Annotated in this window: 10 protein-coding genes and 2 tRNA genes; 7 read left to right on the forward strand and 5 right to left on the reverse strand. The window is 35.6% G+C overall.

Going from position 1 to position 13,554, the window contains the following annotated elements:
• Positions 1-40 precede the first annotated feature (40 nt).
• The 4 genes from OZP07_RS18890 to mutS form a co-directional block, all read right to left on the reverse strand.
• The gene (locus tag OZP07_RS18890; protein WP_194641832.1) at positions 41-388 is read right to left on the reverse strand and encodes a YegP family protein; all 348 of its coding nucleotides are present in this window, start codon (positions 386-388) and stop codon (positions 41-43) included.
• A gap of 140 nt (positions 389-528) precedes the next feature.
• Positions 529-614 (reverse strand) — tRNA-Leu (locus tag OZP07_RS18895).
• Positions 615-625: 11 nt separating this feature from the next.
• Positions 626-698: transfer RNA gene (locus OZP07_RS18900), tRNA-Gly, on the reverse strand.
• 147 nt (positions 699-845) lie between these two features.
• Positions 846-3,452: a DNA mismatch repair protein MutS gene (gene mutS, locus OZP07_RS18905; protein ID WP_281636329.1), complete on the reverse strand. Its 2,607-nt coding sequence runs from the start codon at positions 3,450-3,452 to the stop codon at positions 846-848.
• A gap of 152 nt (positions 3,453-3,604) precedes the next feature.
• On the opposite strand from mutS, the gene OZP07_RS18910 reads away from it, so the two are divergent.
• From OZP07_RS18910 to OZP07_RS18920, 3 genes are all read left to right on the forward strand, one after another.
• Positions 3,605-4,066, forward strand: a complete 462-nt coding sequence (locus OZP07_RS18910; RefSeq protein ID WP_281636330.1) for a DUF1573 domain-containing protein — start codon at positions 3,605-3,607, stop codon at positions 4,064-4,066.
• A 71-nt stretch (positions 4,067-4,137) separates the two neighbouring features.
• Positions 4,138-4,668 carry an RNA methyltransferase gene (locus OZP07_RS18915; protein ID WP_194641835.1) on the forward strand — a complete coding sequence of 177 codons (531 nt, stop codon included), beginning with the start codon at positions 4,138-4,140 and terminating at the stop codon, positions 4,666-4,668.
• 87 nt (positions 4,669-4,755) lie between these two features.
• Complete coding sequence (locus tag OZP07_RS18920; RefSeq protein ID WP_281636331.1) at positions 4,756-6,903, forward strand: Ig-like domain-containing protein; 2,148 nt, start codon at positions 4,756-4,758, stop codon at positions 6,901-6,903.
• Here OZP07_RS18920 and folK read toward each other — a convergent pair whose 3' ends face one another.
• Entirely contained in the window at positions 6,904-8,040 is a 1,137-nt protein-coding gene (folK, locus tag OZP07_RS18925; RefSeq protein WP_281636332.1) for a 2-amino-4-hydroxy-6-hydroxymethyldihydropteridine diphosphokinase, read from the reverse strand. It lies immediately after the preceding gene.
• Positions 8,041-8,166: 126 nt separating this feature from the next.
• Between folK and sppA the strand changes: the two genes are divergently transcribed.
• The 4 genes from sppA to OZP07_RS18945 all read left to right on the forward strand — a co-directional run bounded on the left by sppA (position 8,167) and on the right by OZP07_RS18945 (position 13,313).
• Positions 8,167-9,924 (forward strand): signal peptide peptidase SppA, encoded by a 1,758-nt coding sequence (gene sppA / locus OZP07_RS18930; RefSeq protein ID WP_281636333.1) that lies wholly within the window; start codon positions 8,167-8,169, stop codon positions 9,922-9,924.
• A 51-nt stretch (positions 9,925-9,975) separates the two neighbouring features.
• On the forward strand, positions 9,976-10,179 hold the full coding sequence (vapB, locus tag OZP07_RS18935) for a type II toxin-antitoxin system VapB family antitoxin (protein ID WP_281636334.1): 204 nt from the start codon (positions 9,976-9,978) through the stop codon (positions 10,177-10,179).
• The gene (locus tag OZP07_RS18940) at positions 10,180-10,563 is read left to right on the forward strand and encodes a type II toxin-antitoxin system VapC family toxin (RefSeq protein WP_281636335.1); all 384 of its coding nucleotides are present in this window, start codon (positions 10,180-10,182) and stop codon (positions 10,561-10,563) included.
• A gap of 116 nt (positions 10,564-10,679) precedes the next feature.
• Positions 10,680-13,313, forward strand: a complete 2,634-nt coding sequence (locus OZP07_RS18945; RefSeq protein WP_281636336.1) for an AsmA-like C-terminal region-containing protein — start codon at positions 10,680-10,682, stop codon at positions 13,311-13,313.
• The last annotated feature ends 241 nt before the right edge of the window (positions 13,314-13,554 follow it).

The raw sequence follows: 13,554 nt of genomic DNA on the forward strand, positions 1-13,554 counted from the left end.
GCCGTTTCAATAATTTTGAAACGGCTTTTTTCATAAGAAGTCAATCCAAAAAAATCAGATCATTATCTGAAAAATCCAATATCTCAGAAACTGAGGCATGTTTCATAATTTCATCAATCCCCTTCTGAACCCTTAATTCAGTTGTATATTTTCTGCTTAAAGCAAAAGGCGCATCATCTAAAAAGAGCCTGAAAAAATATTTCCCGCCAGCTGATCTGTGCTTTTCGAAAGACGCTAAGCCAATATTACTTTTAAAATATTCAATCGCTTCTTCACATTCAAATTTAAGCTCATACTTCATGCTTGTAAAAATCACCTTCCCTTTTTTAGAAGTAAACACAAACTTATACTGATCATCAAATCTCTTACTAATAACAAAAGCCCCCATTTAATTTCAGATTTAAGATTTAAGAATTCAGATTGCAGATTTAAATTACAAAAAATTCAAATTCCTGACTTTCAAACTAAATGATTCACAATGAATTTTGCACATAAAAAAAGCTCCAAACATAGTTTGAAGCTTTCTTGTACTCAGAGCGGGACTTGAACCCGCACGAACATTGCTGTTCACTGGATTTTAAGTCCAGCGTGTCTACCAATTTCACCATCCGAGCATAACACGATGAGCGAAAAACGGGGCTCGAACCCGCGACCTCGACCTTGGCAAGGTCGCGCTCTACCAACTGAGCTATTTTCGCATTTCATTCTTAAAAAGAACCGCAACACTTGGTTAGTATTGCGGTTGCAAATTTAGAACTTTTATTCAATTACACAAACCTTTTTTTCAAAAAAATTAAAGATAAAAACTAACATTCTGACAACGATAACTTTAAACCTGCAAAAAATTATTTTCTCGACAGCATTCTTTTAATTTCATTGAGTTTCATCAATGCTTCTACAGGAGTTATGGCGTTTATATCTAAGTTAACGATCTCTTCCTTAATTTCCTCAAGCAATGGATCATCCAGATTAAAGAAGCTCATCTGCATTTCTTCCTTCTCCAATTTTATGCCATTCAAAACATCGCTCGAATGGTTTTTTTCCAGTTTCTTCAGCATTTTTTGCGCTCTTGAAATCACTAGCTGAGGCATTCCGGCCATTTTTGCCACATGGATACCAAAACTATGCGCACTTCCTCCTTTTACCAGTTTTCGGATAAAAAGCACTGTATCCTTCAGTTCTTTCACAGAAACATTGTAATTCTGAATTCGAGGCATTGTTTCGCTCATTTCATTCAATTCGTGATAATGTGTCGCAAACAATGTTTTAGCCTTCGATGGATGCTCATGCAAAAACTCAGCAATTGCCCAAGCGATTGAAATTCCGTCATAAGTACTCGTTCCTCTTCCAATCTCATCCAAAAGCACCAGACTTCGATCAGATATATTATTCAAAATAGAAGCCGTTTCATTCATCTCCACCATAAAAGTAGATTCTCCCATCGAAATATTATCCGAAGCACCTACCCTCGTAAATATTTTATCCACGATTCCCATCCTGACGCTTTCTGCAGGCACAAAACTTCCCATCTGCGCCAGCAGAACGATCAAAGCCGTTTGACGTAATATAGCAGACTTACCCGACATATTGGGTCCTGTAATCATAATCAATTGCTGTGTTTCTCTATCCAGATAAACATCATTTGTAATATAAGGAACTCCGACAGGCAATTGCTTTTCAATTACAGGATGTCTCCCCTCTTTGATATCCAATTCGAATGTTTCATCTATCTCGGGACAAACATATTTATTTTCTATTGCCAATTGTGTAAAACAGCACAAACAGTCTAACTGTGCTACCAAATTAGCATTCATCTGAACCGGCTTGATGTATGTTGCTATCCAGCTCACCAATTGTTCAAACAAATCACTTTCTATCTTTTGAATTCTTTCCTCCGCTCCCAGAATTTTTGTTTCATATTCTTTCAGTTCCTCAGTAATATATCGTTCTGCACTTACCAGTGTCTGCTTTCTGATCCATTCTTCAGGAACTTTATCTTTATGTGTATTTCGGACTTCAATATAATAACCAAATACGTTATTGAATGATATTTTCAACGAAGAAATCCCAGTTCGTTCTGACTCTCTCTTTTCGATTCCTTCCAAAAACTGTTTCCCGGAAGTTGATATTTCACGAAGCTCATCCAATTCGGCATTAATTCCTTTGGCAATAGCATTTCCTTTAGCAATAGCCACAGGCGCATCCTGATTTAGAGTTGTCTGTATTTTTTCGCGAAGCAGATCACAGCTGTGCAGACTGTCACCGATAACTTTTACTGCTTCCTGCGGACTTGATAATGCTAAAGTTTTTATCGGAATAATTGCATCCAGCGATTCTTTCAAATAAACCACTTCTCGGGGCGAAACTTTTCCTGTTGCAATTTTGGAAATCAAACGCTCAAGATCAGAAATCTGCTTAATCTGATGTTGAATATTCTTTAAAACATCTTGGTTTTCATTTAAATATGAAACCACCTGATGACGGCTTTTTATTTTATTACTGTCTTTCAGAGGCAATGCCAGCCAGCGTTTCAACAAACGTCCTCCCATTGGCGAAAGCGTTTTATCAATTACATCCAGCAGTGTGACAGCATTTGGATTGTAACTATGATACAATTCCAGGTTGCGGATCGTAAATCGGTCCATCCAGACATAAGCATCTTCGGCAATTCTGTGAATCGCAGTAATATGCTGTACTCTGTTATGCTGTGTTTCGGACAAATAATAAAGAATCGCCCCCGATGCGATGATTCCCTCTTTTAATTCCTCAACGCCAAAACCTTTTAAAGAAACTGTCTGAAAATGTTTAGTCAGCGTTTCAACCGCATAATCTTCTTTGAAAATCCAATCTTCTAAATAAAAATTATGAAAGTCTTCTCCGAAAATCTCACGAAATTCACTTTTATTATTTTTTGGAACTAAAACCTCACTCGGATTGAAATTCTGCAGTAATTTATCAATGTATTCAGCATTTCCCTGTGCAGTAAGAAATTCTCCGGTAGAAACATCCAGAAAAGAAACCCCAATTATTTTATTAGCAAAATAAACCGCAGCAAGAAAATTATTTGTTTTCGAATGCAAAACCTCATCATTCATTGAAACTCCAGGCGTAACAAGCTCTGTAACACCGCGTTTAACAATAGTTTTGGTCATTTTGGGATCTTCCAGCTGATCGCAGATAGCCACTCGAAGTCCTGCTTTTACTAATTTAGGCAGATAAGTATTAATCGAATGATGCGGAAAACCGGCAAGTGCAGTCTCTGTTTCAGAACCAGCGCCTCTTTTTGTCAATGTGATTCCTAAAATCTTCGAAGCCCGAACAGCATCCTCTCCAAAAGTTTCATAAAAATCCCCAACCCTAAACAGCAGGCACGCATCAGGATATTTCCTTTTGATTTCGTTGTACTGCTTCATTAATGGAGTCTCTTTGACTATTTTATCTTTTGCTGCCAAAATTGTTGTATTTGAATGAATAAAAAACTCAGCGAATTTATAATTTTAAACCACAAAAAACTAAGACGAAAAAAATTAAATTAGTTTTAAGAAAAATTTACAATTCATTTTTGTTAATTTGTATAAATTTGCGAACCAATTTCAATGATATTATGAAAAAAATATTTCTATTAGCTATGCTAACCGTTTTAGGAACAACGTTTTCTAACGCACAAGAGACCTCAAAGAAGGTTAAAAAAGCAAAAACAACTACTGTCGCTTTACCAAAAGTAGAAGGTGCAGGAATGGTTTTTGAAAGCGAAACGATTGATTACGGAACTATCGCCCACAATGCTGAGCCAAACCGTCAGTTTGTTTTCACTAACAATGGCAACAAACCATTAATTATCACAAACACTCAAGGATCTTGCGGATGTACAGTACCTACAACACCAAAAGAACCAATCGCTCCTGGAGCTAAAGGAGTTATTGGAGTAAGATATGCGACTGACAGAGTAGGTACATTTACAAAAACTGTAACTGTAACTTCAAATGCTGAAGGACAGCCAACAAAAGTACTTACTATAAAAGGAACTGTTTTACCAGATGCTGCACCAGCTGCAACAAAAAGCTAATATTACTTTTTTTATCAAATAAAATAAAGGCTTCCTGATTTTGGGAAGCCTTTTTTATAAACACTATTTACATGAGAAAACTTGAAAACAGCGAACTGGAAAGAAAATCTGTTGAAGATTTTAAGAAATCAGAAAAAACACCATTGATTTTGGTTTTGGACGATATTCGAAGTCTGCATAATATAGGATCCGTTTTCAGGACAGCCGATGCTTTTTTGATTGAAAAAATAATCTTATGCGGTATCACCGCAACACCTCCAAATAAAGAAATTCACAAAACTGCTCTTGGTGCTACAGAAACAGTTGTTTGGGAACATAATGAGAATGTGCTGGAAGTTATTGCAGACCTAAAAAAACAAAATATCATAACTCTCGCCATTGAACAAGTAGAAAGCTCAGTCTTTCTGCAGGATTTTAAAGTCGACAAAAATCAGAAGTATGCTTTAGTATTTGGAAACGAAGTCTATGGCGTAGCACAGGAAGCTGTAGCTTTGTGCGACGGATGCATTGAAATTCCGCAATTGGGAACGAAACATTCATTAAATATTTCAGTAAGTGCCGGTATTGTAGTATGGGATTTATTCAAACAATTTAACTTCTAAAAGTTAATTTCACAACTAGACATTATTTTATCTAATAATCTTTCAACCAAAGTTTTGCATTTTGATATAAAAGCTTATTTTTATAAAATGAAAATCAGATCTATATTACTTATAACGCTGTTTTTTGCGTTTTTTGCTCAGTCATTCAGCTATGCAGATTCTGCACCTAAAAAACTATTTAAAAAATCCAAATATTCCAAACATTCGTTAGCTAATGAAGCTCCGGTTCTGACTGCTGTTGGCAATCAGACCTATTGCCCTTTAACGAATGTCAATATAGTAACCAGTGTATCAATAACAGATATTGACGACACAGCTACCGATGCCATTTATATTCAAATCTCTTCAGGTTATATTAAAGGAGAAGACCAATTATTTCTTAATAATGCATCTGCGCATCCAGCTATAAAAAGCAGCTGGAATATCAATGAGGGCAAATTAACACTAAACAGTCCAACAGGCTTACCTGCAACGTATATTGATTTAGAAAAAGCGATAAGAGACGTTCAATTTAGCAGTTCTTCGGCCACACCAAGCGGTGTCAGAAACTTTTCAATCAGTATTGGACAGGCAAACTTTTTACCAAGAAACGGCCATTATTATGAGTATGTACCTAACTTAGGAATCAGCTGGACAAATGCAAAATTAGCCGCTGACAGCAAAACATATTATGGATTAAAAGGATATTTAGCTACATTAACAGCCGCTGACGAAGCTCAAATCGCAGGAGCACAAGCACCTGGAGCCGGGTGGATTGGCGGATCAGATATGGAAACCGAAGGAACTTGGAAATGGATGACCGGCCCCGAAGCCGGTACTATTTTTTGGCAAGGCAAAGGCAATGGCACCACTCCAAATTATGCAAATTGGAATTCACCTAACGAACCAAATGATTCTAATAACAATGAAGATTACGCACACATAACAGATCCGTCAGTAGGAAACCCTGGAACATGGAACGATTTACCAGAACAAGGAGATCCGCCAGGACCTTATTACCCTAAAGGCTATGTTGTCGAATATGGCGGAACTGCCGGCGATCCTGTATTAAAGCTTTCTGCAAGTACAACTTTGACAATCGCAGCAATATCAAGCACCACTCCCGGATCAAGGTGTGATGCTGGAACAGTAACACTTCAAGCAACAGCTACAGCAGGCACTATCAATTGGTATGATGCTTCAACAGGAGGAAATTTCATAGGCAGCGGTTCTAGTTTTACAAGTCCAAATTTAACTGCCACCAGCAATTTCTATGTAGAAACTGCTTCTGCCGGCTGTACGACTGCCAGAACAGCAGTAGAGGCTAAAATCATTAACACTCCAAGTATCATCAGCACCAACTCTCCTTCGACCAATTGCGGATCAGGATTATTCACGCTTCAAGCCACTCCTACTGAAGGAACCATAAATTGGTACTCACAAACAGGAGGAAATATTGTAGGATCAGGATTAGTATATATAACTCCATCTATTTCTTCCAATACAACTTATTATGCTGAAGCTGTCAATAACGGGTGCATTAACAGTACAAAACAGCCTGTCTCTTTAATTATTTATCCCCTTCCAATTGTAAGTAATGAAACTCCCATAAAGTGTGCATTACAAACTATTACTTTAGATGCCGGTATACCAAACATGACGTATCTTTGGTCAACTGGTGCCGTAACACAGACTATAGATGTCGTTAACAAAGGAATTTATACAGTCGATGTAACCAGTCCTGCTCCTCAAAACTGCACCAGCAGAAAAACAATTTCTGTTTCAGAAAACAATATACCCGAAATAAAAAATGTAAAAGTTGATGAAACAACTGTTACTATAGAACTTGTCCAGAACGAGAAATATTTTGAATTTTCAATAGACGGCATTAATTATCAAAGCTCTAATGTATTCACGAATGCACCAAGCGGACTGCAGACAGCATATGTCCGTGAAGTTAATTTATGCAGCAGTGATCAGAAAACATTTATAGTAATTATCATTCCTAAATTTTTCACACCAAATAATGATGGCTATAATGATGTTTGGGAAGTAAAAGGCCTAATAAATTATCCTTTAGGCGAAGTAACTGTTTTTGACCGCTACGGAAAATTAATCACACTTCTTAATAGTTACAACTACACTTGGGATGGTACATTTAACAAAAATCTGTTACCCGCTTCTGATTATTGGTATGTACTAAAGTTAGATAAAAACAGTCCGGAAGTAAAAGGTCATTTTTCTCTGAAGAGATAATCACAGATTACTTTTCTTCTGAATTTCATTAAGAATATAAATATAATCTTCCTGACTGCCTACAAAATCACGGTCGGAAACATCAACAACCAAAACATTCAAATCTGTCTGGGTCTTGATGTATTCTAAGTAGCCTTTATTTATTTTGTCTAGATATTCGGCAGTGATATCCTGCTCATAACTTCTGCCGCGGTTTTTTATATTCTGCAGTAAGCGATCAGTATTTTGATACAGGTAAATATATAGATCCGGTTTTGGCATTTCTTTGTAAATGATGTCAAACAGCGTACGATACAATCGAAATTCATCGGCTTCTAATGTAATTTTAGAAAATAAGAGCGATTTAAAAATATGATAATCTGCAATAATAAAATCTTTAAACAAATCAAACTGCGATAAATCATCAGATAACTGCTGATACCTGTCTGCTAAAAAAGACATTTCTAACGAAAAAGCATACCGGTTTTGATCTTTATAGAATTTGGGCAAAAAAGGATTGTCTGCAAAACGCTCCAAAACTGTTTTAGCATTAAAGTCCTGAGCCATTTTTAGTGCCAATGTTGATTTCCCTGCACCAATATTCCCTTCGATAGCAATGTAATTATACTGGTTTAACCGAATGGAATGTAAAGGGCTTATCAGTTCCTGAACTATCTCGCAAACGCTGTCATCAGGCGTTATTTCAATTAATTCGGGAATTGTTTTTTTTAAAACAGGATGAACCCAGTCTAGCTTTAAATCCTGAAAAGGAAGTAAAACAAATTTTCGGTTCTGCATCAAAGGATGAGGAATCTGCAGATGTTCGGAATCGATTATTTCAGAATCAAAAGCAATCAGGTCAATATCAATGATTCTCGATTGATAACCCGCATTTTCGTTGCGTATCCTGCCCAGCTGCTTTTCAACGGCCAAAACTTCCTCCAGAATCTGTTCGGCTTTTTTAAAAGTATGCATAACCAAAGCACAATTATAGAATGCTTCACTTTCAAATCCCCAAGAAGGTGTTTCATACAAATTGGACACTTTTATAATAGTTCCGATTTCCTGATGAATTAACTCCAGACACAATTCGATGTTTTTTAACCGATTGCCCTGATTACTCCCCAAAGATAAAATGACTTGATGCTGTAGTTCCATATTAAGCACAAATTAACTAAAAGAATTTTAGAATAGCAGTATATTTGCCCGCAGTGTTTCAATTTATTTTCATTCACAGCTGTAACAAATCAGCGCATTTAAATACATATCAATAAAATAGAATTTATGAGATTTTTAGGAAATGTAATGGCTACCATCATTGGTATTTTTGTTTTTTTCATGCTTTTTTTCTTTGGCATACTACTCATTGGCGCTCTTTTTGGAGGCGAAGCTGAAGGAGTTGAAGTCAAAAGCAATTCGGTTATCGAATTAAACTTAGAAGATATATCCAATGATTATGCGGGCAAATACAAAGACCCATGGATGGATGTCTTTTCAGAAAAGAAAAAAATCGGTCTTAGTGATATTATCAATGCCATTGGTGCAGCAAAAACAGACAGCGACATCAAAGGAATATCGATTTTAAATCAAAATTCTTCTTTAGGATTAGCGCAAAGCAAAGAATTGAGAGAAGCGCTTAATGACTTCAAAAAATCCGGAAAATTTGTTATGGCCTATGCCAATGATTATTCACAAAGAGATTACTATCTGAACTCTGTTGCCAATACAGTTTATTTAAATCCGGCCGGCGATCTTGATTTCAAAGGATTATCTACCGAAATAATGTTCTTCAAAGATTTACAGGAAAAAACAGGAGTAAAAATGGAAGTTATCCGTCACGGAAAATACAAAAGTGCCGTCGAACCTTTCCTTGAAAATAAAATGAGTGATGCCAATAGAGAACAGACTACTGCTTTGCTAAATTCTGTATGGAGTTCAGTTCTCGATGATATTTCAGCAAGCCGTCATATTTCAACGGCTAGGTTAAACGAAATTGCTACCGGCTTATTAGCAAGAACTCCGGAAATGGCCAAAGCCAATAAACTTATCGATATTGTTGCGTACGAAGATGTATATCATCAGGCTATCAAAAACATTTTAAAAGTGTCAGCTGATGAAGATTATAACAAAGTTTCCATTACTGATTATGCTCAAAAAACAGCAACTACATCAATCCTTTCAGATACAGATAATCAAATAGCTGTTATCTACGCTCAGGGCGAAATTCAAGGCGGTGAAGGTGATGTTGACGTAATTGGCGAGGGTTCTATGCGTCGTTCCTTTCAGGAAGCCAGAAAAAACAAGGACATCAAAGCGGTTGTGCTTCGTGTGGACAGCCCAGGAGGAAGTGCTCTGACATCGGATTTAATCTGGAGAGAAATCGAATTGACCAAAAAAGTAAAACCCGTTGTGGTTTCTATGGGTAATTATGCTGCCTCTGGCGGATATTATATTTCATGCAATGCCAATACTATTTTTGCCGAAAAAAATACTATTACAGGTTCTATCGGAGTTTTTGGAGTTTTACCAAATTTCAGCCAATTGTCAAACAAGATTGGAATTAATACGGAACAGGTAACAACAAATGAAAATTCTAATTATAGTCCGTTTGTTCCTTTAAACGAGAAATACAAAAAAGTAACTTTAGAAGGAATCGAGCGCGTATACAAAACATTTGTAACCCATGTTGCCGAAGGCAGAAAAATGACTTTTGCCCAAGTAGATTCTATTGCACAAGGCCGTGTCTGGACTGGTATTGAAGCGAAAAGAATTGGTTTAGTTGATAAAATCGGGAATTTAAATGACGCTATAAAAGAAGCTGCTTCATTGGCCAAGATAAAAGACTATTCAACTCAGAATTTTCCTGAATACGAAAAAGATTTTGCCGATGTATTTGCAAACATTCCTTTTGCCAAATCAAAAGAAGCTTTAATTAAAGAAGAAATAGGCGAAGAAAATTATTTCCTTTTGCAGCAGGTTAAAAAAGTACAGCTTCAAAAAGGGATCCAGGCCAGAATGCCTTTTGAGATAAACATTCAATAGAATTTGACATCTTAAAATAAAAAATGTAAATTTGACTATAAATTAAACATCATGAAAATTAATAATTTACATTTAAAAATTGACCAATTACCTTTTTCTTTACAAGAGGAAGTAAATATTTTTATTGATCAATTATTAGCCAAACTACCAGAAAAAAAAGAAAAGAAACAGCCTGTTTATGGATCTATGAAAGGAAAAATTAAAATTCTTGATGGTTTTGACGATCCTTTGGAAGATTTTAAAGATTACATATAAATGAATTTGCTGCTTGACACGCATACACTGCTTTGGTATTTTGAAGCAGATGAAAAATTATCAGAGAAAGCAAAAACAGCAATTGAAAATCCTAAGAATAAAATATTCATCAGCATTGCTGTCATTTGGGAATTATCAATAAAAGTCAGTATCAATAAAATTAATTTTGAAGACGGCTTTGTAAATTTTCTAAAAACAATAAACAAAAACGGAATTGAAATCCTGCCCATCTCTATAGAAAGCCTTATTGTATTGTCCTCTTTAGAATTCATTCACAGAGATCCTTTCGATAGAATAATGATTGCTCAATTTATTTTTGGGAAACTAACATTCATAACAAAAGATGAATTCATGCCAAAATATGACATAAAAACTATTTGGTAATCCATTTTCATAAATCCGTTTGAGAAATACTTAAACGGATTTTTTATGAATTTTTTATAAATCCTAATCTCTTAAAAACTTATTTTTGTAATAATAACCCAAATTACTAAACTTATATGCTAAAGAAAATTCTAAAAATCGCCGGAATTGTATTAGTTGTATTTACAGCTTCTTTATTTGCAATTCCATATTTCTTTAAAGACCAAATAAAAGCCAAAATTACTGAGGCTATCAACGAAAAAGTAGACGCCAAGATTTCTTTTGCAGATGCTGATTTGAGTTTATTCAAAAATTTCCCCAAAGCTACAGTTGTTTTAGACAAGCTGTTAATTATCAACAAAGCTCCATTTGAAGGAGACACATTGGTTTCATTGGGAGAATTGAACTTAAAAATGTCTATCAAAGAATTATTTAAGGGAAAGGAAGAAGCCATGGAAATAGAAGGAATAACATCTAAAAATGGTTTTATTAATATTATATTCAACAAAGAAGGAATTGGAAATTTTGATATTGCTCTAAAGGACAACAAACCCAAAGAAGATACCAAAAGTGATCCAATGTCATTGAAAATTCAGAAATATCAAATTGAGAATTTCAAGTTTCAATATTTTGATGAAGGATCGCAGATGAGAATGATTATTGACAGTTTAAACCATGAAGGAACAGGAGATTTTAGCGGTTCAAAGCTGGATTTAGACACCAAATCGACTGCCAAAGTATCATTTGACATGGGCAAAATCAATTACATGAAAAACGTTGCACTGTCACTGGATGCCGTTCTTGGTATTGATTTAGAGAAAAGCAAATATACTTTCAAAGAGAATAAAGCCTTAATCAATCAGCTCCCATTAGAATTTGACGGTTTTATACAAATGGCCGAAGCAGGACAAGTGTATGACCTGAAATTCAAAACACCAACTTCTTCTTTCAAAAACTTCTTAGGACTGATTCCTGCTGCTTATTCTTCCAGCTTGGAAGGCGTAAAAACTACAGGAGATTTTACGGTTAATGGTTTTGCAAAAGGCACACTTACGGACACTACTATTCCAAAATTCAATATTGCCATTGCTTCCAATAATGGATCATTTCAATATCCGAACCTGCCAAAATCGGTGCAAAGCATTGTAATTGACACCAAAATCGTAAATGAAACCGGTATCATGAATGACACTTATGTTAATCTGGACAAACTTTCTTTTAGAATCGATCAAGACGTTTTTGATGCCAAAGCCAATATAAAAAATATCAGTACCAATGCACTTGTTGACGCTGCTTTGAAAGGAACTATCAATTTAGCCAATCTTTCTAAAGCCTATCCTATAAAACTTGAAAAACCGCTTACCGGTATCCTTAAAGCCAATGTAACCACCAAATTTGACATGGCTTCAGTTGAAAAAAGCCAGTATCAAAACATCAATAATGCAGGAACTATCGGCTTAACAGGATTTAATTATGATGACGGAAACGGCAAAAACATGACCATCAGCAATGCTTTGGTACAATTCAACCCAAGTCAGGTTAACCTGAAACAATTTAATGCCAAAACAGGGAAAAGCGACCTTAGCGTAACAGGAGTTTTAGACAATTTTTATGGCTTTATGTTCAGGAAACAAGAGCTGAAAGGAAATTTCAATTTATCATCCAATCAGCTTGCTGTAAGCGATTTTATGACTGCCAGCACAGCTCCCGCTAATGCTGAAACAACAGAAGCAAAAGAAACTACAAAAAAAACAGCTAAATCTGAGCCTTTAAAAATACCGGCTTTCTTAAATTGTACGCTTACCGCAAAAGCAAATACGGTTTTGTACGACAACCTGACATTGAAAGCTGTTTCGGGTAAAATGACCATTAAAGATGAAAAAGTTTCCTTGACAGATGTAAAAACATCCATTTTTGGAGGAACAATTGGAGCCAATGGTTCTGTTTCGACCAAAGGAAAAACGCCGGTTTTTGATATGGATTTAAATTTAAATCAAGTTGATATCCAGCAGAGTTTTACCCAATTGGATATGCTGAAAAAAATAGCCCCAATTGCAGGTATCGTAAATGGAAAAATAAACACCACTATCAAATTAAACGGAAATCTGGACGCTGCAGAAATGACTCCGGATTTGAAAACAATTTCAGGAGATTTGATCGGGCAATTGCTTTCAACAACTATAAATTCGAATAATTCGACAGTATTAAAAGCGTTGACTTCCAATGTTAAATTTGTTGATTTAAATAAAGTAAATCTTAATGACATCAAGGCTGCATTGACTTTTAAAGATGGAAAAGTAAATGTCAAACCATTTGAAATAAAATATCAGGATATAAAAGCGACTGTTGGCGGCAGCCATGGTTTTGATCAAAATATGGATTACAATATCAAGTTTAATGTTCCTGCTAAATATTTAGGCAAAGAAGCCAATGCTTTTATTTCGAAAATGTCTCCAGCCGATGCTGCGAAATTTGAGAATATTCCGGTAACTGCATTAATGACTGGTAATTTCAGTAATCCTAAAATCTCAACCGATATGAAAACCGTGATGACTAACCTCACGAAAGAATTAGCCAAGCAGCAATCGGATAAACTGCTGAAAAAAGGAACTTCAGAACTAGAAAAATTATTGAGTAAAAACCAAAAAACGGATACCGACACTACTAAAACCAATACTCAAAAAGAAGATATTAAAAAGAAAGCCGGCGATTTACTAAATGGTTTATTCAAAAAGAAAAAACCAGCAGAGCCAACAACACCTCAAAATTAAATTAGAAAAACCGTCTCACAAAAACAAATTTGGAGACGGCTTTTTTTATTCCTGCAAGGTCTTTTTCGAGACCTTGTAGGTTTTTCTATAAAAGCACCTAATACCTACAAACACCCAGTTAACATATTGTCATTCCGAGGAACGAGGAATCTTCGCAAGTAATTCCGCAATCAAAATACCCTATCTTTGTCGAGTTTCTAACGGAGATTGCTTCGCCAGTTCGCTATCGCTCGTGTCCTCC

It is taken from the genome of Flavobacterium marginilacus, assembly GCF_026870155.1.
Taxonomy (GTDB): Bacteria; Bacteroidota; Bacteroidia; order Flavobacteriales; family Flavobacteriaceae; genus Flavobacterium; species Flavobacterium marginilacus.

Bases quoted from the DNA above. Each gene is read 5' to 3' on its own strand.
- OZP07_RS18890 (WP_194641832.1), bottom strand. From the start codon at position 388: ATGGGGGCTTTTGTTATTAGTAAGAGATTTGATGATCAGTATAAGTTT.
- OZP07_RS18910 (WP_281636330.1), top strand. From the start codon at position 3,605: ATGAAAAAAATATTTCTATTAGCTATGCTAACCGTTTTAGGAACAACG.
- OZP07_RS18915 (WP_194641835.1), top strand. From the start codon at position 4,138: ATGAGAAAACTTGAAAACAGCGAACTGGAAAGAAAATCTGTTGAAGAT.
- OZP07_RS18920 (WP_281636331.1), top strand. From the start codon at position 4,756: ATGAAAATCAGATCTATATTACTTATAACGCTGTTTTTTGCGTTTTTT.
- folK (WP_281636332.1), bottom strand. From the start codon at position 8,040: ATGGAACTACAGCATCAAGTCATTTTATCTTTGGGGAGTAATCAGGGC.
- sppA (WP_281636333.1), top strand. From the start codon at position 8,167: ATGAGATTTTTAGGAAATGTAATGGCTACCATCATTGGTATTTTTGTT.
- vapB (WP_281636334.1), top strand. From the start codon at position 9,976: ATGAAAATTAATAATTTACATTTAAAAATTGACCAATTACCTTTTTCT.
- OZP07_RS18940 (WP_281636335.1), top strand. From the start codon at position 10,180: ATGAATTTGCTGCTTGACACGCATACACTGCTTTGGTATTTTGAAGCA.
- OZP07_RS18945 (WP_281636336.1), top strand. From the start codon at position 10,680: ATGCTAAAGAAAATTCTAAAAATCGCCGGAATTGTATTAGTTGTATTT.